This window comes from Psychrobacillus sp. NPDC096426 (assembly GCF_044762745.1).
Classification (GTDB): Bacteria; Bacillota; Bacilli; order Bacillales_A; family Planococcaceae; genus Psychrobacillus.
Map to the genome: position 1 here is coordinate 93,824 of NZ_JBIWEX010000014.1, position 23,094 is coordinate 116,917.

General features: G+C 40.3%; 19 protein-coding genes. 1 reads left to right on the top strand and 18 read right to left on the bottom strand.

Annotated elements, in window-relative coordinates; genetic code table 11:
• Window positions 1–97 precede the first annotated feature (97 nt).
• The 8 genes from ACIQYS_RS13180 to ACIQYS_RS13215 form a co-directional block, all read right to left on the bottom strand.
• Entirely contained in the window at window positions 98–670 is a 573-nt protein-coding gene (locus ACIQYS_RS13180; RefSeq protein ID WP_402980559.1) for a thymidine kinase, read from the bottom strand.
• A gap of 211 nt (window positions 671–881) precedes the next feature.
• Complete coding sequence (gene rpmE, locus ACIQYS_RS13185; protein WP_142537942.1) at window positions 882–1,091, bottom strand: 50S ribosomal protein L31; 210 nt, start codon at window positions 1,089–1,091, stop codon at window positions 882–884.
• 403 nt (window positions 1,092–1,494) lie between these two features.
• Window positions 1,495–2,778: a transcription termination factor Rho gene (gene rho, locus ACIQYS_RS13190; RefSeq protein ID WP_402980564.1), complete on the bottom strand. Its 1,284-nt coding sequence runs from the start codon at window positions 2,776–2,778 to the stop codon at window positions 1,495–1,497.
• A gap of 122 nt (window positions 2,779–2,900) precedes the next feature.
• Window positions 2,901–3,863: a class II fructose-bisphosphatase gene (gene glpX, locus ACIQYS_RS13195; RefSeq protein WP_402980567.1), complete on the bottom strand. Its 963-nt coding sequence runs from the start codon at window positions 3,861–3,863 to the stop codon at window positions 2,901–2,903.
• Between the two features lie 117 nt (window positions 3,864–3,980).
• Window positions 3,981–5,258 (bottom strand): UDP-N-acetylglucosamine 1-carboxyvinyltransferase, encoded by a 1,278-nt coding sequence (locus ACIQYS_RS13200; RefSeq protein WP_402980570.1) that lies wholly within the window; start codon window positions 5,256–5,258, stop codon window positions 3,981–3,983.
• Between the two features lie 19 nt (window positions 5,259–5,277).
• Window positions 5,278–5,925 carry a fructose-6-phosphate aldolase gene (gene fsa, locus ACIQYS_RS13205; RefSeq protein WP_402980573.1) on the bottom strand — a complete coding sequence of 216 codons (648 nt, stop codon included), beginning with the start codon at window positions 5,923–5,925 and terminating at the stop codon, window positions 5,278–5,280.
• A 377-nt stretch (window positions 5,926–6,302) separates the two neighbouring features.
• Complete coding sequence (locus ACIQYS_RS13210) at window positions 6,303–7,160, bottom strand: class II fructose-bisphosphate aldolase (protein ID WP_402980575.1); 858 nt, start codon at window positions 7,158–7,160, stop codon at window positions 6,303–6,305.
• A gap of 107 nt (window positions 7,161–7,267) precedes the next feature.
• Window positions 7,268–7,624: a response regulator gene (locus tag ACIQYS_RS13215; protein WP_402980578.1), complete on the bottom strand. Its 357-nt coding sequence runs from the start codon at window positions 7,622–7,624 to the stop codon at window positions 7,268–7,270.
• 165 nt (window positions 7,625–7,789) lie between these two features.
• Between ACIQYS_RS13215 and ACIQYS_RS13220 the strand changes: the two genes are divergently transcribed.
• Window positions 7,790–8,305, top strand: coding sequence for a DUF2529 family protein (locus tag ACIQYS_RS13220; RefSeq protein WP_402980581.1), 516 nt, complete (start codon window positions 7,790–7,792; stop codon window positions 8,303–8,305).
• Window positions 8,306–8,489: 184 nt separating this feature from the next.
• Here ACIQYS_RS13220 and ACIQYS_RS13225 read toward each other — a convergent pair whose 3' ends face one another.
• The 10 genes from ACIQYS_RS13225 to ACIQYS_RS13270 all read right to left on the bottom strand — a co-directional run bounded on the left by ACIQYS_RS13225 (window position 8,490) and on the right by ACIQYS_RS13270 (window position 22,865).
• Window positions 8,490–10,085, bottom strand: coding sequence for a CTP synthase (locus ACIQYS_RS13225; protein ID WP_402980584.1), 1,596 nt, complete (start codon window positions 10,083–10,085; stop codon window positions 8,490–8,492).
• Window positions 10,086–10,237: 152 nt separating this feature from the next.
• On the bottom strand, window positions 10,238–10,777 hold the full coding sequence (rpoE, locus tag ACIQYS_RS13230; RefSeq protein WP_402980587.1) for a DNA-directed RNA polymerase subunit delta: 540 nt from the start codon (window positions 10,775–10,777) through the stop codon (window positions 10,238–10,240).
• Between the two features lie 438 nt (window positions 10,778–11,215).
• Window positions 11,216–14,473, bottom strand: a complete 3,258-nt coding sequence (icmF, locus tag ACIQYS_RS13235) for a fused isobutyryl-CoA mutase/GTPase IcmF (RefSeq protein ID WP_402980590.1) — start codon at window positions 14,471–14,473, stop codon at window positions 11,216–11,218.
• Window positions 14,474–14,500: 27 nt separating this feature from the next.
• Window positions 14,501–15,121 carry a TetR/AcrR family transcriptional regulator gene (locus tag ACIQYS_RS13240; protein ID WP_402980620.1) on the bottom strand — a complete coding sequence of 207 codons (621 nt, stop codon included), beginning with the start codon at window positions 15,119–15,121 and terminating at the stop codon, window positions 14,501–14,503.
• Window positions 15,122–15,130: 9 nt separating this feature from the next.
• Entirely contained in the window at window positions 15,131–16,270 is a 1,140-nt protein-coding gene (locus tag ACIQYS_RS13245; RefSeq protein WP_402980593.1) for an acyl-CoA dehydrogenase, read from the bottom strand.
• A gap of 152 nt (window positions 16,271–16,422) precedes the next feature.
• Window positions 16,423–17,559, bottom strand: a complete 1,137-nt coding sequence (locus ACIQYS_RS13250) for an acyl-CoA dehydrogenase (protein ID WP_402980596.1) — start codon at window positions 17,557–17,559, stop codon at window positions 16,423–16,425.
• Window positions 17,560–17,572: 13 nt separating this feature from the next.
• The gene (locus ACIQYS_RS13255; protein WP_402980599.1) at window positions 17,573–18,424 is read right to left on the bottom strand and encodes a 3-hydroxybutyryl-CoA dehydrogenase; all 852 of its coding nucleotides are present in this window, start codon (window positions 18,422–18,424) and stop codon (window positions 17,573–17,575) included.
• The gene (locus tag ACIQYS_RS13260) at window positions 18,421–19,629 is read right to left on the bottom strand and encodes an acetyl-CoA C-acetyltransferase (RefSeq protein ID WP_402980602.1); all 1,209 of its coding nucleotides are present in this window, start codon (window positions 19,627–19,629) and stop codon (window positions 18,421–18,423) included. Before ACIQYS_RS13260 ends, ACIQYS_RS13255 begins: the two co-directional genes overlap by 4 nt.
• Window positions 19,630–19,800: 171 nt before the next feature.
• Complete coding sequence (locus ACIQYS_RS13265) at window positions 19,801–21,954, bottom strand: heterodisulfide reductase-related iron-sulfur binding cluster (RefSeq protein WP_402980605.1); 2,154 nt, start codon at window positions 21,952–21,954, stop codon at window positions 19,801–19,803.
• A 158-nt stretch (window positions 21,955–22,112) separates the two neighbouring features.
• Window positions 22,113–22,865 carry an SDR family NAD(P)-dependent oxidoreductase gene (locus ACIQYS_RS13270; protein ID WP_402980608.1) on the bottom strand — a complete coding sequence of 251 codons (753 nt, stop codon included), beginning with the start codon at window positions 22,863–22,865 and terminating at the stop codon, window positions 22,113–22,115.
• Window positions 22,866–23,094 lie beyond the last annotated feature (229 nt).

Here is a 23,094-nt window from a genome sequence, read left to right on the forward strand (position 1 = left end):
ACGCGAAAGCAACAAGTTTTCATTAGAAGGTGTTAATCATATTTCGATAACACCTAAAAAAATGCACTTACCCCAACCAGGTAAGTGCATTTTTTACTTATAATGGTGGGTTGGCATGGCATTTGCGGCATACAGGATAGTAAGAATCATTGCCACCTATGTGAATTTGCTCACCGGTATATATTGGCTTTCCATTCTCATCCACGCGTAAGTTCATAATCGCCTTTTTATGGCAGAACCAACAAATTGTTTTCATCTCTTCGATTTTGTCTGCATAAATGAGCATGTATCGGCTACCTTCAAACATTTCATTTTGAAAGTCATTTTTTAATCCAAATCCCATTACAGGAATATTTAGTTCGTCGACTATTTGCGTTAATTGTAAAACATGCTCTTTACTCAAAAATTGTACTTCGTCTATTAATACGCAGTATGGTGCTGGCAAGTGAGCTTTTACTAGTTCGAATAAATTTGTCTCATCATAAACAGCCGTAGCTTCTCTTTTTAGGCCAATTCTACTTGAAATGTGGCCGACTTCATCTCGTGTATCTATAGCTGGTGTGAAAATAAGTACAGGTTTGTTTTGTTCTTCATAATTATGGGCAACTTTTAGAATTTCTATCGATTTTCCGCTATTCATTGCGCCATATTTATAAAATAATTGTGCCATTGGGATTCTTCTCCTTATGTAACGCATATTCGTATGTTTTTTCCTCTATCTATTTATATCATAAGGTAGCTATCACTGAAACTTAAAAATATATTTTCTCATCTCTTATCGGACTTTTCCTAAAAATAACTAGGTGTGAACTAAAATGCAAAATATCTTCTACAAATAAAAATACCTGTAAAGCACAATGTGCTTTACAGGTATTTTGTTATTAGTTTTCTTCTTTGATACCGTATTTTTTGTTGAAGCGATCAACACGGCCATCCGCAGCTGCGAATTTTTGACGTCCAGTATAGAATGGGTGACATTCATTACAGAACTCGACTTTAATGTCTGATTTCACAGAACCTGTTGTGAATGTGTTACCACATGAACATGTTACTGTTGCTTCTTTGTAATCGGGATGAATTCCTGCTTTCATCTCTATCTCTCCTCTCGCCCTGAACCATCTGGAACAGAGTTGGTTATGAAACTGATACCTTACACGATCCGATTGATGTCAATCGCATATGTAGCAGAAATGTGTGATGTTACGTTAAATATAGTATCATCTTTACCATTCACTTGCAACTATTTTATATTATCCTATTGATTTCGTTTCAGGCGGACGCTTTCCGCGGGGGGAGCGATGAGCCATCACCGACGCTACGCGTTCGCCTTCGATGGCTCATCTTTCTCAACAGTGGAACGGGGGCTAAGAGCACCACATTGTGTGGCAACGCCTTCGTGACCAACTTCCTGTTGGCCTCCGCTGGAGTCGCCGCCTTACACTACAATCAAATAAAATGAGTTAACATAAATTGCTAAATTAACACAGCGTTATTTTAAAGCGTTACTTTTCCACTTCTGTGTGCTTTCATTTCTTCTGCTAGTTGCTCAAAGAACGCTTCGTTTGTTTTCGTTTGACGTAGTTTTTTCAAGAAACGCTCTGCAAAATCCGAAGAGTCGGAAAATGTTTTGCGGATTGCCCATAGTTTGTCAAGCTGATCTTTTGGAATAAGTAGCTCTTCTTTTCTTGTTCCGGATCTGCGAATATCAATGGCAGGGAAAATTCGACGTTCTGCGAGGCTTCTATCTAAGTGAAGTTCTAAGTTACCTGTTCCTTTGAATTCCTCATAAATTACCTCATCCATACGTGAACCTGTATCAACTAAAGCTGTAGCAAGAATTGTCAAGCTGCCACCTTCTTCAATATTACGCGCTGCACCGAAAAATCGTTTTGGTCGGTGGAATGCGGCAGGGTCAATACCACCAGACAATGTACGACCACTTGGTGGGATGACTAAATTGTATGCACGAGCTAGTCTTGTAATCGAATCCATTAAAATAATTACATCACGCTTATGTTCTACTAATCGCATCGCTCTTTCTAACACTAGCTCTGCCACTTTTACGTGGTTTTCTGGTACTTCATCAAATGTGGAGCTTACGACATCTGCTTTAACAGAGCGCTCGATATCTGTTACTTCCTCAGGACGTTCATCTATTAATAGCACAATTAGTTCTGCATTTGGGTGATTGGTCGTAATAGCATTTGCAATTTCTTTTATTAATAATGTTTTACCTGCTTTTGGAGGAGCAACGATTAATCCACGTTGTCCATATCCAACTGGTGCTACTAAATCCATTATGCGAGTTGATAGTTTTTCAGGAACCGTTTCTAATTTAATATGACGGTCTGGGTATAGTGGAGTAAGTCCTGGGAAATGCACACGTTCTTTTGCGATTTCTGGATCTTCCCCATTTACTAATTCTACATGTAAAAGACCATAGTAACGCTCACTCTCTTTTGGAGGTCTTACTTTTCCTGTTACTTTATCTCCGTTACGTAAATCAAATCTTCTAATTTGAGAAGCAGAAATATAAATATCCTCGGAACTAGGTGAATAGTTAATCGGACGTAAGAATCCGAAACCTTCTTGCTGAATAATTTCTAAAACGCCTTCCATGAAGAAGAAACCTTCTTGTTCGGCACGCGATTTTAATATAGCAAAAATAAGTTCTTTTTTTGTTAATTTACTATAAGCAGCCACTTTATATTTACGTGCAAGTGTATAAAGCTCCTTTAGCGTCATGTTTTCTAATTCATTTATTGTCGTTTGTGTCATCGGCAACGCACCACTCTTTATTATATTTTGTTGTGAAGTCTTTTTTCGGATTTAAATAGGAATGAAGTTTATATGAGGATACCCGGTGCATATTGACCGGGTATACTTAAGAGAAGTTTCACTTATAGAACTAAATTCGGTTTTTTGTTTAAGCTATGGCGTCCTTCTACAAAACGAATTGTACCTGATTTTGCACGCATTACGATTGAATGTGTTGAACCAAAAGCTCCTTTAAATTGTACACCACGAAGAAGTTCTCCATCTGTCACTCCTGTTGCTGCAAAAATTGCATCGTCGCCTCTAACTAAGTCTTCCATGCGTAATATTTTGTTTACGTCGAGACCCATCTTAATACAGCGAGCTAGTTCTGCTTCATCTTGTGGTACAAGTTTCCCTTGAATTTCCCCGCCTAAACATTTTAATCCAACAGCAGAGATTACTCCTTCTGGAGCTCCACCCATGCCGAATAAAATATCTACGCCTGTGTTATCAAATGCTGTATTAATAGCTCCTGCTACATCGCCATCATTAATTAACTTGATGCGAGCACCAGCAGCTCTAATTTCATCGATAATTTTTTGATGACGTGGACGACCTAAAATCGTTGCCACTACATCTTGGATATCTTTGTTTTTTGCACGTGCTACTGCTCTTAAGTTATCTATTACTGGTGCATTTATATCCACTTGACCAACTGCTTCGGGACCTACAGCTAGTTTGTCCATATACATATCTGGAGCGTGAAGTAGATTTCCACGATCTGCAATTGCAAGTACTGCTAGTGCATTCCAACCACCAGAAGCTACGATATTTGTACCTTCTAAAGGATCTACCGCTACGTCTACTTGAGGTCCTCCAGTTCCAAGACCAAGCTTTTCTCCGATATATAACATCGGTGCTTCGTCCATTTCCCCTTCCCCAATTACAACGACACCTTCCATTGGAATTGTGTCGAAAACTGTACGCATTGCAGTAGTTGCTGCATCGTCTGCTTCATTTTTTAATCCGCGTCCCATCCAACGTGCTGATGCGATTGCTGCTGCTTCTGTTACACGGACTAGTTCCATTGATAAACTACGTTCCATCTATTATATGCCTCCCGTTTTACGGTAAATAAAATCCGGTCTATGTTTCTTCCTGTATCATTGTAGCATATTTTATGAGAAAAACGGAAGCACCTATGTTCTAGCTAGGAGGCGGGTTTATTCGTTATTTACTTCTACTTCTTTTATCGTTACCCGGCGAATGTCTGCTCCAAGTCCTTGCAGTTTTTCGATGATGGAGCTGTATCCGCGTTCAATATGAAAAATATCTTGAATTTCCGTTTCTCCATTTGCGAGTAAGCCGGCAATAACGAGTGCCGCTCCTGCTCTTAAATCACTAGCACGAACCATTGCAGCTTCTAACTTTACTGGTCCTGTAATAATGGCGGTTCTTCCATCGACGCGTCCATTTGCGTTCATACGGCGAAGTTCATCAATTTGTTTAAACCGGGCGGAATAGATACTATCCGTAATAACCGATGTTCCAGTAGCTTGCGTCATTAATACGGAGAATGGTTGTTGTAAATCGGTCGGAAAACCTGGATAAACAAGCGTTTTTACATCTACTGCGTGCAAGTGCGTGGACTTTGGAATGAAAATCTTCTCTTCGTATTCCTCTACTTTCACACCCATTTCCCGCAGCTTAGCCGTTAAAGCTTCTACATGGAATGGAATGACATTATCGATCGTAACACCATCTCCTGCAACTGCTGCCATGATCATAAATGTCCCAGCTTCAATGCGGTCTGGAATAATTGTATGCTTGGTACCATGCAATTCTTTGACCCCATCAATACGTATGACATTCGTACCAGCACCTTTAATGTTTGCCCCCATATTAGATAGTAGAGTTGCTACATCAATGATTTCTGGTTCTTTCGCAGCGTTTTCGATGATCGTTCTGCCTTTTGCAAGTACTGCAGCAAGCATAATATTAATCGTTGCCCCAACACTTACGACGTCTAAATAGATTTTTGAACCGACTAATTCTTCCGAGCGCAAGTAAATGGCACCGTGTTCATTGGATACTGTAGCACCTAAAGCTTCGAATCCTTTAATATGCTGATCAATTGGACGTGGGCCAAGATGGCAACCACCTGGAAGTCCGATTGCTGCTTTTTTAAATCTTCCAAGTAAGACACCCATTAAATAGTAGGAAGCACGCAATTTTTTAATATTGCCATTCGGGAGCGGTATATCGACTACAGTTGTTGGGTCGATGGTCATAGTACCGTTTTCAAACGTAACCTTCGCTCCGAGTTCTTCTAAAATTTCTTTCAACGTCCATACATCTAAAATTTCTGGTAACCCTTCTATGGTAACAGGCGAATTTGCTAATAAGGAAGCAGGAATTAATGCAACTGCACTATTTTTTGCTCCATTTACTTTAATCGTACCTTTTAGGCGTTTTCCACCTTTTATTTTATAGACTTCCATACGTTTCTCCTTCGACTTGTTACTCGCTTTTACGATTGTTCCAATCCGCTAGAAACCCTTCAATCCCTTTGTCCGTTAAGGGATGGTTAAATAATTGCTTTAATACTTTAAATGGTGTTGTAGAAATATGCGCACCGTTTAACGCAGCATCTGTAATATGCTGTGGATGTCTGATGGAAGCCGCAATAATTTCAGTATCGATTTGATGAATCTCGAAGATTTGCGCAATTTTCGCGATTAACTCCATACCATCATGTCCAATGTCATCTAAACGCCCTAAAAATGGAGATACGTATGTAGCACCCGCACGAGCTGCAAGTAATGCTTGGTTCGCACTGAAAATAAGCGTTACATTTGTTTTAATGTTTTCCTTTGTGAATACCGCACACGCTTTTAACCCTTCCGGCGTCATCGGTAGCTTTACCGTAATATTTGGTGCAATTGCAGCAAGTTCTCTACCTTCTTTAATCATCCCTTCTGCATCTAGTGCAATTACTTCTGCACTAACGGAACCGTCCACAAGTGTAGTAATTTCGCGAAGTCGATCATGAAAAGAAATATTTTCTTTTGCAACAAGCGATGGATTTGTTGTAACACCGGATAAAATCCCCCATGCGTGTGCTTCTTTTATTTCGTCAAAGTTAGCTGTATCGATAAAAAATTTCATAATTTATTATTTCCTCCTCATGATTTGAAAAGCGCAAGCGCCTATTTTAAAAGTATACAATCTAAGTTCGCGACATCGTTGTCGCAACTACTGCATGACCTGCATCCTACAGGCCTCCGACGGGCAAATGGAGAAGTGGTAGGTCTGCACAAAGTGCGCCGCATCGCGCGGGCCAAGGAGGCATTTCCTCAGCCAATACAAGCGATTTTGTTTGCGACGAGCTTGCGCAGGAGCGGCTTTTTCACATTTGACCCCGAGAGGCTAGGCGCTAGAGCTAGATAGACAATAAGTAGAAAACTTATACTTTCTTGTCTTTAAAAAATAGGAGAAGGTCCTTTAGATGAACACTTCTCCAATATAGTTGTTATGTTTCGTGATTACGCTTTGTTTGAGCTTCCAAATTCACGCATTTTGCCGATGACTGTTGTTTTAATCGCATCGCGTGCTGGAGTCAAATATTTACGTGGATCATATTGCGCTTCATTTTCTGCTAAATACGCACGGATAGCTTTTGTAGCAGCAATTTGGTTTTCTGTATTCACATTAATCTTCGCTGTTCCAAGCGAGATAGCACGTGTAATATCATGCGTCGGAATTCCTGTTCCACCATGCAATACTAATGGAAGTTCTGCAAGTTGCGAGATTTCTTCCATTTCTTTGAACCCTAAATTTGGCTCTCCTTTGTATGGACCGTGAACAGAACCTAATGCAGGTGCTAAACAGTCAATTGCCGTACGTTTTACAAGCTCTGCGCATTCTGCTGGATCTGCATAAATAACACCATCTGCCACTACGTCATCTTCTTGACCTCCAACTGTGCCAAGCTCTGCTTCTACAGAAACGTTATGTGCATGTGCGTATTCTACCACTTTCGATGTAATTTCTACGTTTTCTTCAAAAGGATGATGGGATGCATCTATCATAACGGATGTAAATCCTGCGTCAATTGCCGCTTTACATTTTTCAAAACTAGAACCATGATCTAAGTGAATAGCCACTGGTACTGTTGTTTGGTAGTCTGCCATTAGACCTTTTACCATATGAACTACTGTTGTAAACCCGCCCATATATTTTGCTGCACCTTCGGAAACGCCTAAAATAACTGGAGACTTTTCTTCTTCAGCAGCTTGTAAAATAGCTTGTGTGAATTCTAAATTGTTAATATTGAATTGTCCTACTGCGTAGCCTTCTTTTTTCCCTTTTTCAAGCATTTCTTTCATCGATACTAAAGCCATTTAAATGGGCCTCCTCTATTCGCTTTTTCATACTTTATGTTTACCTTATATCTTTTTCATCATATCAAAAAAAGGCGATGTTTTCCACTGCCTGCTCGAGGGGCTTTTTATTTCAATAAATTAGTCACAGCGTCGCGTACTTCAAATATATCAAACGGTTTTGTAAAATAAAGCGAGGCACCTAAATCCGTTGCTACTTGTATTAAGTTTAGTTCCCCATATGCGGTCATCATCATGACAGGTAAATCAGGCCACTTTTCTTTCAGCTTTTTTAAAATTTGAATACCATCCATCCCCGGAATCTTCATATCTAATAATACACCGTCAAGTTGCCCGGCATTTGCAATTTCTAATGCTTCAAAACCATTTGCTGCTAAACTTACTTCGTATTTTACTTGTGAAAAAACTTCTTTTAAGAGCATTCGTATCCCTAGTTGATCGTCTACAATTAAAATGTGTTTCATGATGAACAAACCCCTTTTTTGAATTTCCCACTTTCATACTACTATTCGATACATTCCATCCTATTCCTTCTTTATTCCTAATATTTTTTCCAATTATTATTTGAAAAGGAAGAAAGGAGACGTAATTTTGCTTTTCCTATATAATAAAACCGAGGTGAATAGAGAATGAAAATGTTAACAACACAACTCACTGGGCTTCTTCAACGTATTGCAACTTCGGAGGAAGAGAACATAGAAGAAACTGCTCGACTATTAGCGCAAGCTGCAGCTAGGGAAGGAAGCATTTATTTTGCAACGTTTGGAGAAATGACAAGTATCGCTGTAAATGCACAATTTGCTGCTGAGCCTTTCCCTAGTATGAAAAGTTGGACACCAGCCGTTCAGCTTACAAGCGCGGATCGCGTTTGGATCATCGTTCGATCTGCTGAAAATGAAGAGGCATTAGCACTTGCCGAACATTTAAGTGAATTATTTATCCCATTTAGTGTACTTGCTGCAGAACCTGCAAGTGAAGAGAATCAGCTAGCGAATTTTGCCTATACATATATTTCATTGAAATTAACGAAAGGTTTGCTTCCTGCTGAGGATGGTTCCCGCATTGTGTTGCCGTATGCAATGGGGGCAATGTTTGTATACGAAGCGGTGAAGATGAAGCTTGATGAAATGCTTTTAGGTGAATAAGCTTATTAGAAATGCCCAAAGAGATTTCTTTGGGCGTTTTTTGTTTTGTCGTGTTGGGGGGTGAGTTAGTCGCTTTCGTGCTTGGTTTTGTCGTGTTCACTAGCAATTTAGTCTTGATTAGCCATTTATTTCCTAATAATACGACAAAAAAGCAGCTCGACGATGTCGAACTGCTTCTTATATATTATTCTCCTACAGACGCTTTGATGAACTCACGGAATAGTGGTTGTGGACGTCGTGGACGAGACACAAATTCCGGATGGAACTGAGAAGCTACGAAGAATGGGTGCTCTGGAAGCTCGATGATTTCGATTAAGCGACCATCTGGGCTTGTACCAGAGAACACGAATCCTGCTGCTTCAAATTGTTCGCGGTATTCGTTGTTGAATTCGTAACGGTGGCGATGGCGTTCGTATACAAGTTCTTCGCCATAAGCTTGGTGTGCTTTTGAACCCGGCGTAAGTTTACATGGGAATAGTCCTAATCTAAGTGTTCCACCTAAGTCTTCCACGTCTTTTTGTTCTGGCAATAAATCGATAATTGGATGCGCAGTAGTTGGATCTAGCTCAGATGAATGCGCACCTTGCAATTCTAAAATAGAACGTGCAAATTCCACTGTTGCAAGCTGCATTCCTAAACAAATGCCTAGGAAAGGTACGTTGTTTTCACGAGCAAATTTAGTTGCAGAGATTTTCCCCTCTACACCGCGGTCTCCGAATCCACCTGGAACAAGGATGCCGTCCACATCAGAAAGAATTTCTGCTACATTTGCATCGTTCACTTCTTCTGCGTTCACCCATTTTACTTCTACGTCTGCATCGAATTTATATCCTGCATGTTTCATCGCTTCTACAACGGAAATGTATGCATCTTGAAGTTCAACGTATTTACCAACTAAACCGATACGCACTGTTTTCGATAGTGATTTCACTTGATCCACTAATACTTTCCAGTCTGTCATATCTGCTTCTTTTGTATTCAGTTGGAAGTGATCTACAACGATTTGGTCTAAATTTTGCGCTTGAAGATTTAATGGGATTTCGTATAATGAATCCGCATCGATACATTCAATTACTTCTTCTGGTTTGATATCACAGAAAAGCCCGATTTTGTCTTTCATATCTTGAGGAACTGGCATTTCCGAACGAAGTACAATCACGTTTGGTTGAATACCAAGGCTACGTAATTCTTTTACACTATGTTGTGTTGGCTTTGTTTTCATCTCACCAGCAGCTTTTATAAATGGAACTAATGTACAGTGAATGTACATCACATTGTTGCTACCTACGTCACGTTTCATTTGACGAATGGTTTCTAAGAATGGAAGAGATTCGATGTCTCCAACCGTTCCACCGATTTCTGTGATGACGATATCTGCATGCGTTTCTTTTGCAGCTAAGAATAGACGTTGTTTAATCTCATTTGTAATATGTGGGATTACTTGCACGGTCGCACCGTTATAATCACCACGACGTTCTTTTCTTAAAACGGAAGAGTACACTTTCCCTGTTGTAATATTGGAGTATTTATTTAAATTAATATCCATAAAACGCTCGTAATGACCTAAGTCTAAATCTGTTTCTGCGCCATCATCTGTGACGAAAACTTCCCCGTGCTGATATGGACTCATTGTCCCTGGGTCTAAGTTAATATATGGATCGAATTTTTGAACCGTTACATTTAAACCTCTGTTTTTCAATAAACGGCCAAGTGATGCTGCCGTAATTCCTTTACCTAATGAAGATACAACCCCACCAGTAACAAAAATAAATTTAGTCAAAATTTGTTCCTCCTCAAGTAATAATTAGTTCTACAATAACAAAAAAGCGCCCCGCCTGCTAATTTGGCAGGGGAGCGCATATGCACATGAGTAATGTCTCTTTAAAAAGAGCCCAATAGAATCTTATAGCGATTAGAAGAAGAAGTCAAGAATTATTCTTCGTCTTCCTCTTCTTCATCCAATTCTTCGTCATCGATAATGTCGAAGTCTTCTTCGTCCTCATCGATTAGGTCCTCTTCAATTTCTTCATCGATATCTTCTTCAAAGTCAACTACTACTTCTTCATCTTCATCGTCTTCATCTTCAATGAACTCGTCGAATTCTTCCTCAAATACGATTTCATCTTCATCTAGATCTTCTAAATCATCATCATCTTCTACTGCTTTTGCTTTCTTTTTACGCACTTTAACAGTTGGAGCAGTTTCTTCTTCAATTTGTTCGACTGGGTACCATTCTCTTAGTCCCCATTGGTTTTCGGCAATTGCTAAAAAGCGACCGTCAATATTCATATCTGTGTAGAATTGTGGTTTACGAGCAGCCATTTCTTCATCCGTAAATCCGTTTAGTTTTTGAATTTCATCAAATAGATCTGTTAATGTTAATGCATTTTTCTTATCTTCTAAAATCGCAAATCCTAAATCTATTAGCGATTCTTCTTGTAGTTGTGCTGTTGTCATTTCACGAAAATTCAAATCGTGCACGTCCTTTCTATGTCCGTTTGCATACTTCCCATTATATACAAACCATTATGATATATGCTACCGTCATTTATTCTTTTTGAAAAGGGAAAATTTTGCACCTGCCAATAAAAATAAGTGAAAAGAAAGCAGGAGTAATGGAATAGATGCCAGTCTTCTATTATACAGAAAAATAGTGAGTAGTAGGAGTATAATAATTATCATTATATGAATCGATTTTTTCACGCCTATTCTCCTCTACTACGTAATCAACTTATTTCATTATACAAAAAAGTGTCCCGATAATACATCGAGACACTAAATTTTTTTTCTAACTTGTTGTCACTTGGATTTCCGCTTCAGGCGGACGCTTTCCGCTACAAACAATCAAGAATTGCTAATTGATTAATTTTAAGCAAAATCCTATCAAAAAATATATAGCGTATATGTCACTTACATATTTCTTCGGTACTGCCCGCCGACTTCGTAAAGTGCGTTTGTAATTTGTCCTAGGCTTGCTTTTTGGACTGTGGACATGAGCTCTTCGAAGATGTTGCCGCCTGTTACTGCCACTTGCTTCAGCTTAGCAAGTGCAATGCTCGCTTCTGTTGCATGCTTCTCTTGGAAGTTTCGGAGATTTGTAATTTGCGATTCTTTTTCTTCGGTTGTTGCACGGGCAAGTTCCATATTATCAATGTCCTCCGCAGTTGCAGGATTCGGATTTAAGTATGTGTTCACCCCGATAATCGGTAGCTCGCCGGTATGTTTTTTCATCTCGTAGTACATTGATTCTTCTTGGATTTTGCCACGTTGGTACTGTGTTTCCATTGCACCGAGTACTCCACCGCGATCATTAATCCGATCAAACTCGGATAGTACGGCTTCTTCTACTAAATCTGTCAGTTCCTCAATGATGAAAGCACCTTGCAGCGGGTTTTCGTTTTTTGATAATCCATGTTCTTTTGTAATGATCATTTGAATGGCCATCGCACGTCGAACCGATTCCTCTGTTGGTGTTGTAATCGCTTCGTCATATGCATTTGTATGAAGAGAATTACAGTTATCTTGCAGCGCCATCAATGCTTGAAGTGTTGTACGAATATCATTAAAATCGATTTCTTGGGCATGCAAGCTGCGACCAGAAGTTTGTACATGATACTTCAGTTTTTGGCTTCGTTCATTTGCACCATATTTGTCTCGCATTACAACTGCCCAAATACGACGAGCAACTCGACCGATTACGGTATATTCAGGATCCAAGCCGTTCGAGAAAAAGAATGATAAGTTTGGTGCAAAATCATCGATATGCATACCACGACTTAAATAATATTCCACATAAGTGAAACCATTGGAAAGCGTAAATGCAAGCTGCGAAATTGGATTAGCACCTGCTTCTGCAATATGATATCCAGAAATGGAAACTGAATAATAGTTACGAACTTTTTGGTCGATAAAATATTGTTGGATATCGCCCATCATACGAAGAGCAAATTCTGTAGAGAAAATGCATGTGTTTTGCCCTTGGTCTTCTTTTAAAATATCTGCTTGCACCGTTCCACGAACTACTTGCAAAGTTTTCGTTTTCACTTCTGTAAATTCTTCCACAGTTAATGTGCGACCAATTTCTTCTTCTCTAATCCGCACTTGCTGATCAATTGCCGTGTTCATGAACATCGCTAAAATGATTGGTGCGGGTCCATTAATCGTCATCGATACAGAGGTCGACGGTGCACATAAATCAAAACCATCATATAGCTTTTTCATATCATCTAACGTACAAACGCTTACCCCAGATTCTCCTACTTTCCCAAAAATATCTGGGCGGTGATCCGGATCTTCTCCGTATAAAGTTACGGAGTCAAACGCTGTAGATAGACGTTTGGCATTATCATCTTTGGACAAATAATGAAAACGACGATTTGTCCGTTCTGGCGTACCTTCTCCTGCAAATTGACGTTTTGGGTCTTCTCCTTCTCGTTTGAACGGAAAAACCCCCGCTGTATATGGGAATGATCCTGGTACATTTTCTTTATATACCCATCTTAAAATTTCCCCGTAATCGACGAATTTCGGAAGGACTACTTTGGGTATTTTCAGACCGGATAAGCTTTCTGTACGAAGGATAGTACGGATTTCTTTATCGCGTACTTTCGTGACAAATTCATCCCCAGCATAAGCAGCTTTTAAAGCGGACCAGTTTTCTAGTATTCGTTTGGATTCTGCTGTTAATTCGTCACGCACGCCTAAAGCAAGTGATTCCAGAGAATGTACTAGTGCGTCATCCGCTGCTTTTTCTTTTACTGCTTCAATGGCACCTTCTAATTGGAACAATCTTCGCGCAAAAGCTACTTGCTCTTCCGACTTTTTATGGTAACCACGCACCGCATCTGTTATTTCGCGTAAATAGTAACGACGCTCATTTGGAATGATGACATTTTGTTTTTGCGTTTTCACAAATTGTTCGTATGATGTTTCCCAGTCAGTGCCTGTTTTTTCATTTAATACACCGATTAATGCTGCAAATAAAGAATTCGTTCCTTTATCATTAAATTGACTTGCAATAGTCCCATAAACTGGCATTGTATCTAAATCATCATGCCATAATTCGCGGCTTCGTTGATATTGCTTTTGTACTTGGCGAAGCGCGTCTTCTGAGCCTTTTCGTTCGAATTTGTTGATCACGATTAAATCAGCGTAGTCAATCATATCAATTTTTTCAAGTTGAGACGGTGCACCGAACTCGCTTGTCATCACATACATCGAAACATCCGATACGTTTGCAATTTCAGCGTCCCCTTGTCCTATACCACTTGTTTCCACAATGATTAAATCAAAACCTGCTACTTTCACGACATCTAAGACATCTGAAAGTGCACCAGATAATTCTGTACGAGATCCGCGTGTTGCTAGACTTCGCATAAATACTCGTTTATTGAAAATGGCATTCATCCGAATACGGTCACCAAGAAGCGCGCCACCTGTTTTTTGCTTCGTTGGATCAATAGAAAGAACTGCAATTTTTTTGTTTGGCAGATCATGTAGGAATCGGCGAATTAATTCGTCCGTTAATGAACTTTTTCCTGCTCCACCAGTCCCTGTAATACCAAGCACTGGTGTACCTTTTGAAATACGTTTCGCATGTTCAATCATTGCTTTCGCTTCTGCATCTCCCGTTTGATGCGCTTCCTCTGCAACAGTGATTAAATGCGCAAGCAATTCTGTATTTTCCGTTGAAGCGGTCTCGATTTCCTTGTTTGCACCCGCCACTTTAGTAGGCACATCACATGATTGTAGTATTTGATTGATCATTCCTTGGAGACCGAGTTTTCGACCATCTTCTGGAGAGAAAATACCGGATATTCCGTATTCTTGCAGTTCTTTTATTTCTTTTGGAATGATTACTCCGCCGCCGCCACCAAATATTTGAATATGAGGTGCACCACGTTCCACGAGTAAATCCTTCATATATTTAAAATACTCTACATGTCCCCCTTGGTAAGAAGAAATCGCAATCCCCTGTACGTCTTCTTGTATCGCCGCATTGACGACTTCTTCAACAGAACGATTATGACCTAAGTGAATCACTTCTGCCCCGCTCCCCTGTAAAATACGACGCATAATATTAATCGATGCGTCATGCCCATCAAAAAGACTCGATGCTGTGACAAAACGAACATGATTTTTTGGACGATATACTTCTACAGAAGACATGTTGCTCCCCCTTTGTTTAATAACCATTTACTGTCCCATCCCCTTCAGTACAAACTGTATTTGCAATTCAGTAAATTGTTCGAGCGAATATTCTTTGCCGAGCGCCCATCTTCTAAACGCCCACATTTGCCCTTGTACGACAAGTGTATGAGCGTACAGGTTAATTTGTGTATCCGTTAGCTCAAGTTCCCCAGCTTGTTTACAGCCAACAAGAATCTTTTGGAAAATCTCAACCATTTCTAATTCTTTTGTGAGTACGTATTGCAGTGCATTTTTTGGTAAAGATTTTGTTTCTTGATACATGACAACGAACTCATCCTGCATATCGTCAATGACCCCATAATAGTGACGGATCGCAGTTTTTAAGCCTTGGATCGTTCCATTTTGCAGCGAAATTTGCGATAGTTTATGATGCACTTCATGGTAAATACTATCGCAAACTAAATAGAGTAGATCTTCCTTTGTCCGAATGTATTCGTACAATGTTCCGATACTAAAGCCGGCTTCTTTTGCAATTTCCCTTGTTGTCGTTCGGTGAAAGCCTTTTTGTTTGAATAACGTAACACCCGCACGAATCATTTGGTGACGTCGTTTTTCAATGAGACTTTCATCTTTAATAGATGTTAGTACTTCATGCTTTTTTTCCATAATCATCCATTACTTCGTCAACATACGAGAAATAACAAGTCGTTGAATTTCTTGCGTTCCCTCGTATATTTGAGTAATTTTCGCATCGCGCATAAAGCGTTCCACTGGATAATCTTTTGTATAGCCATATCCCCCGAACACTTGCACAGCTTCTGTTGTTACTTTCATCGCTGTATCTCCAGCCATTAATTTTGCCATAGCGGATTCTTTCCCGTAAGGTAGCCCATTAGACTCTAGCCATGCTGCTTGATATGTTAGTAATCGTGATGCTTCTGTGCTAGTCGCCATATCTGCAAGTTTGAAGGATACGCCTTGGTTTGCAACGATTGGCTTACCGAATTGTACGCGCTCCTTTGCATACCCTACTGCTGCATCTAGTGCACCTTGTGCGATTCCGACTGCTTGAGCAGCGATTCCGTTACGCCCTCCATCCAATGTTTTCATCGCGATGATAAAGCCTTCTCCTTCTTCCCCAAGAAGGTTTTCTTTTGGTACACGACAATTATCAAAAATAATTTCCGTTGTAGGAGATGAGCGAATACCAAGTTTCTTTTCTTTTTTCCCTACCGAGAATCCTGGGAAATCAGCTTCAATGATAAAAGCACTCGTTCCTTTATGCTTCGATTCTGGATCTGTTACTGCAAATACAACGTAAATATCTGCAACACCACCATTTGTTATGAAGATTTTAGATCCGTTTAACACATAGTGATCGCCATCCAATTTAGCGGTTGTTTTCATGCCACCAGCATCTGAACCTGATCCAGCTTCTGTTAAACCGTAACCACCGATTTTAGTGCCTTCTGCCATTGGACGAAGATATTTTTGTTTCTGTTCTTCATTGCCGTATTTAAAAATCGGCCATCCCGCAAGTGATGTATGTGCAGAAAGTGTTACTCCTGTTGAAGCACAAACACGTGATAGTTCTTCCACCGCGATGCAATATGCTAGATAGTCAGAACCGATTCCACCGTATTCTTCCGGCCAAGGGATTCCTGTTAATCCGAGCTCCGCCATTTTGTCGAAAATGGCGCGATCAAAGCGTTCTTCTTCGTCACGCTCAGCTGCTGTTGGTGCTACTTCATTTTCTGCAAAATCACGTACCATTTTACGAATCATTTCATGTTCTTCTGAAAGTTGAAAGTTCATTGTCATTCCCGCCCCTTTTTGGTAGTTTTACTTAGTTTGTCGCGTTCGGCGTTGCTTTTGTCGCGTTCGTATCCTATTTTGTCGGGTTCAGCGTTGCTTTTGTCGCGTTCGCCGTTGGTTTTGTCGCATTTAGCCATTTATTGGTATATATTTCAATTTGTTAAATGTTTACTAATGACGATTCGTTGGATTTCGCTTGTGCCTTCGTAGATTTCCGTTATTTTGGCGTCTCGGAAATAGCGTTCTACTGGATAGTCTTCTGTGTAGCCATATCCGCCGAATACTTGCACTGCTTCTATAGCGACATCAACTGCTGTTTTCGAAGCAAATAGTTTCGCCATTGATGCTTCTTTTCCGCAAGGAAGTCCTTGATCGCGAAGGCTTGCTGCCCGGTATACAAGGAGTCTTGCCGCTTCTACTGCAGTCCCCATATCTGCTAGTTTAAAGCCTATTCCTTGGTTCGCAGCAATTGGTTTACCGAATTGAATACGTTCTTTAGAATACGCGACTGCCGCCTCAAAGGCTGCTTCTGCAATACCAAGCGCTTGCGTTGCGATTCCAATTCGACCGGTATTCAAGTTCGCCATTGCTATTTTAAAACCGTCGCCTTCTTCGCCGAGTCGATTTGCTACAGGAATTTTCATGTCCTCAAATGTAAGCTGAACTGTTCTAGAACCGTGCAACCCCATCTTCTCTTCATCTTTTCCGACGATAAATCCTGGCGTATCCTTTTCTACGATAAATGCCGTGATTCCTTTTGAACCTTGCGAAGGATCTGTCGAAGCAAAAACGATGTTCACTTCTGCTTCTCCACCATTTGTTATAAAAACTTTTGAACCATTTAACACATAATGGTCCTCTTTCTTGACAGCTTTTGTTTTCAGTGCGCCTGCGTCGGATCCTGCAGATGGTTCCGTTAAGCAAAAGGCTCCTAAGTATTCACCAGTTGCTAGCTTCGGAATGTATTTATTTTTTTGTTCTTCATTGCCAAAATAGAGAATTGGATTTGTTCCAACAGAAGTGTGCACAGAAAGAATGGCCCCTACAACTGCACTTACTTTTGAAAGCTCATTAATCGCAATGACGTAGCTTATAAAATCCATTTCGGAGCCACCGTACTTTTCAGGAACGGTTATTCCCATTAGCCCAAGTTCTCCCATTTTTTGAATGATTTCACGAGGAAACTCTCCTTGCTCCATTCGTTCTATAAAAGGTTCAATTTCCGTTTTAGCAAAATCCCTGACCATGTTGCGCATCATAAGTTGTTCTTCAGTAAACTTTAGCTCCATCTTATTTTCCCCTTTATTCGTATATATAGAAGCCCCTACCAGATTTCTTCCCTAACCAGCCAGCTTTTACGTATTTTCTAAGAAGTGGACATGGACGATATTTACTATCTCCAAACCCTTCATGTAAAATTTCCATAATGTATAAACAAGTATCTAAACCGATAAAGTCCGCAAGTTGAAGTGGACCCATTGGGTGATTCATCCCGAGTTTCATCACATCGTCGATTGCTTCTTTTGATGCAACGCCTTCATAAAGCGTGTAAATTGCTTCGTTAATCATTGGCATTAATATGCGGTTAGAGACGAAGCCTGGGAAATCATTTACTTCGACTGGTACTTTGCTTAACTTGTTCGTCATATCTTCAATTGCTGTATATACTTCATCTGATGTTGCTAGACCTCTAATAATTTCTACTAGTTTCATTACTGGAACCGGATTCATAAAATGCATCCCAATTACTTGTTCTGGACGATTTGTTGCAGCCGCAATTTCGGTAATAGGTAGCGATGAAGTGTTTGTTGCTAAAATCGTATGCTTTGGTGTAATTTCATCTAGTTGTTTGAAAATAGATTGCTTGATTTCCATATTTTCAACCGCTGCTTCTATGACGATGTCTACATCTTGAGCGTCTTCGATGGAAAGCGATTTCGTAATATTATTTAGTACTGCTTGCTTCTCATCTTCTGTCATGCGACCTTTTTCCACATTACGTGAAAGATTTTTTGTAATTGTTTGAAGCCCGCGTTCGTAGAATTGTTCTTCCCTGTCATTTAGCTTCACTTCAAATCCTGCCTGTGCACACACTTGAGCAATCCCTGCTCCCATTTGACCGGCACCGATTACCATTACTTTTTGGATTGTCATGCGTTACTTCCCCCTGTTTTTGGAACTTCGATCATTATTGCGTCACCTTGCCCGCCACCTGAACAAATTGCTGCAATACCAATACCACCACCACGGCGTTTTAATTCATACGCAAGTGTTAGAATGATGCGTGCTCCAGATGCTCCAATTGGATGACCAAGTGCTACTGCTCCGCCATTTACATTCACTTTTTCTTCATCCAAGCCTGCGATTTGACTACTAACTAGTGCTACCGCTGCAAATGCTTCATTGATTTCAAATAAATCAATATCTGCTAGGCTTTTTCCAGTTTTATCAAGAATTTTATTAATGACAATACCCGGAGTTTGTGGAAAGTTTTCTGGTTCAATCGAGATTTCCGCGTGTCCAATCACGTATGCAAGTGGCTCTTTGCCAAGTTCTTTTGCTTTTTCTTCATTTGTTAAAACAATCGCACAAGCCCCGTCATTGACCCCTGGAGCATTTCCTGCTGTAATCGTCCCATCACTACCAAACGCTGGTTTCAATTTAGCAAGTGAATCGATTGATGTATCACGTCGTGGTGCTTCGTCATCTTTTACGACAACTGGATCTCCTTTTCGCTGAGGGATTTCAACCGCTACGATTTCCTCCGCCAAAATCCCATTGTCGATTGCTTTTAATGCAAGGTTATGACTTCTATACGACCATTCATCTTGTTTCTCACGTGATAACTCAAAAGTTTGAGCAGTAGAGTTACCATACGTTCCCATATGCACTTTTTTCGGATGAAATGCACAAGAAAGTCCGTCATAAATCATGCCATCCACCATTTGAGCGTCACCCATGCGAAGCCCAAATCGACCTTTTGGTAAGTAATAAGGTGCATTAGACATCGATTCCATTCCACCTGCAACGATTATTTCTTCGTCGCCAAGTCGAATTAATTGATCCGCTAAAGTCACACTTCTCATACCAGAAGCACATACTTTATTAATCGTTTCCGTTTTCACCGACCAAGGAATCCCCGCTTTTGTCGCCGCTTGTCTAGAAGGAATTTGTCCTTGCCCTGCTTGCAAAACAGTCCCCATTATTACTTCATCTACATCTGCAGCAATGACACCTGCGCGAATTAATGCTTCTTTTATCGCTATTCCCCCAAGATCTGAAGCGGTTAAACTACTAAGCGCTCCACCGAACTTACCAAAAGCTGTACGTGCCCCATCTAAAATAACTGTTTTTGTCAACATAGCCACCCCTTTTTTGTATGCGCTTTCACCAACTATAAAATAAAAAATCAAGTTGACTGAACGCTCGCTCAATTTGACTTGTTAGAAAAAGGGAGTATGATCTACTCCCTCTACTGTTACCTCTAGTTTACGAAACTATCTAACTATTTGCAATAAAAATATGTCTATTTATTGAACAACTTGTTCCAACTCTTTCTCTTCTGCCGATGGTGTGAATTCACCGAAAATAGATTTCTCCAGTAGTTCAGCAATATCGTAAGTGCCAACTTTTTCTTCTACTTCTTTCGCCTTTGTGCCATCGGATAACATCGTTAAGCAGTATGGGCAACCAGATGAAATAATCGTTGGATTTACTTCTAACGCTTGTTCTGTTCGAGCAACGTTAATGCGGTTTCCTACATGTTCTTCCATCCACATTAGTCCGCCTCCTGCTCCACAGCACATGCCTGTCTCACGGTTACGATTCATTTCCACTAATTTCACACCAGGAATTGCTTTTAATACTTCTCGTGGTGCGTCATATACATCGTTGTATCGACCTAAATAACAAGAATCATGGAATGTAATTGTCTCTTCCACTGCGTATTGCGGTTTTAAGCGACCTTGTTGCACCAAATCGTACAGCATTTCTGTATGGTGAAGTACTTCCCCGTTCCAGCCGAAATCACTGTATTCATTTTTAAAGATATTATATGCATGTGGATCAATTGTGACAATTTTTGTTACACCAGCTTTTTCAAATTCTGAAATATTCGATGTTGCTAGCTCTTGGAATAAAAATTCGTTTCCTAGACGACGTGGTGTGTCACCAGAGTTCTTTTCTTTATTGCCAAGAATCGCAAACTTCACTCCCGCTTCGTTCATCAAGTGTGCGAATGCTAATGCGATTTTTTGGGAACGATTATCGAATGATCCCATTGACCCAACCCAGAATAAGTATTCAAATTCTTCTCCAGCTTTAGATACTTCTTTCACCGTTGGAATATGAACATCTGGACGAGCATCTCTCCAGTTTTCTTTTTCTTTACGGTTTAAGCCCCATGGATTTCCTTGACGCTCAATATTCGTCATCGCGCGTTGTGCATCTGGATCCATTTTTCCTTCTGTCATTACTAAGTAACGGCGGAGGTCGATAATTTTATCGACATGCTCATTCATAACTGGACATTGGTCTTCGCAGTTACGGCAAGTCGTACATGCCCAAATTTCTTCTTCGGTAATAACGTCACCGATTAGGGATGGGCTATAAATGTCTTCAATGATTGCCCCTTCTGCTCCAGCAGCCATTGCAAGTTGGTTACCTCTTGTTCCTTGGAATGCAAGTGCCGGCACCCAAGGTTTTGCCTTCGTTTCAACAGCTCCCGTGAAAGTTAAATGGTCACGGAGCTTAGTAATTAAGTCCATTGGCGACAGCATTTTACCTGTTCCCGTCGCTGGACACATATTTGTACAACGACCACATTCTACACATGCGTAGAAGTCAATCATTTGTGCTTGCGTAAATTCATGAATGTTCCCAACACCAAACGATGGCATTGCCTCTTCGTCCGACTCTTCATCTTCTTCCTCTTCGAAATTAATAGGACGTAGTTTCCCTACATTGTCTAAACGATGGAAGTAAACGTTCGCAGGACCAGTAATTAAATGGAAATGCTTCGATTGTGGGACGTATACTAAAAATGTTAATAAGAATAGTAAGTGCGCCCACCACATGATATAGAAAACAGTTGCTGCAGCTGCAGTTGGCAATATTCCAAAAATTGTTGCTACAGCTGATGCGATTGGCTCTGACCAAGTTGCTGCATGGTCGTGCCAAATCATTCCCATACCATTACCAACTAGAACAGAAACCATCAAACCACCGATGAAAATAAGAACTAGTCCACTTTTCCATCCTCGTTTTAAACGAACTAATTTTTCAATATAGCGTCGGTAGAATGCCCACACAACTGCTATTAAAATAACAAATGTCACAATTTCTTGGAAAAACGTAAATGCTGGATACACTGGACCTAATGGTAAATGCGAACCAGGTGCTAAACCTTTCCATATGAAATCGATTGCTCCAAATTGAACAAGTAAAAAGCCGTAAAAGAACATAACATGGATCGCTCCACTTTTCTTATCCTTTAACAGTTTCTTTTGTCCAAACACATACACCCAAATTTTACGGAGCCTTTCTTTCACATTATCTTCAAACTCTACTTTTTTCCCTAGTTTGATATATGCATACCTTGTTTTTAACAAATATGCGAACAAACCAATTGCATACAAAGTAACTGCTAGAAACAGTACCCAGTTTGCGATTAACAATGGATTCATCTTATTCTCCCCCTTAAAGACGTAAAATGATGTTATGCATAGAATACCATTTGGCTTATAGATTAATAAAGAAGTAATTTAATATTAAAACTGAATGAGCATTCAGTCAATGGTTATTTTCACGAATAGTCTAAATTCAATCTTCCATTTGTTCTCCATTAGCCTAGCATACTATGACCACCGTTGATCGAAAATACTTGTCCTGTGATCCAATCCGACTGATTGCTTAACAAAAATTGCATCATTCCCGTAATATCTTCCGCTTTTCCTAAACGTTGAAGCGGATACCTTTTTACAATTTTTCGATACATATCCTCTCCCATTTGCAAGTTATCTTGATCAATTAAACCGAGTGAGACGGTATTGCACTGAATATGTTGTCGACCTACTTCTTGGGCTAAAGACTTCATGAAACTTATAACTCCATTTCTCGCTGCTGCGGATACGATAAGTTTTCGATCACCAGTGCGCGCAGAATCGCCAACTATTGTAATAAACTTGCCTTCCTGTTGTTCTTTCATAGATGGTACAAATGTGTAAGCTAAGTTTAATACGCCATTTAAGCAAACATCGATTTCCAGCTTCCATTCATTTGGTTCATAGTCAAAGAAGGATTTCATTTGCCCATATCCTGCATTGTTTATCACACCAAACACAGGTCCTAGTTGCTCATGGATGGCTTTGTGCATCCTTTGCACATCCTCTAAGTTTGCGATGTTTGCTTGAAAACAAGTAACTCGGCTCCCTAATTCTTCAATTTCTTTAGCTGTTATTAATGCTTGCTCGGCAGATTGGTTGTAATGCAGGGCAATAGTTGCACCTTCATTTGCTGCTGCAATGGCAATTGCCTTTCCAATCCGATTCGCCGCACCTGTTACTAAAATTGTGCGACCGCTTAGTGACTTACCCATTTTCCACACTTCCTTTCTATAAGGCTCCGTTAAAACTATACTGTTGATTTCCGCTCCAGGCGGACGCTTTCCGCCGGCATGGCTTCAGCCGCTTCCCTCGCTTCGCTCAATCCAGGGTCTTCAGCTCATGCTTTTCCGGGTCGAGTAGGTGGAAACCTTTCTCCCTAGCGGGAGATTGTGTTTCACCACCCCTCACAGAACCGTGCGTGCGCTATTAACGCACACGGCT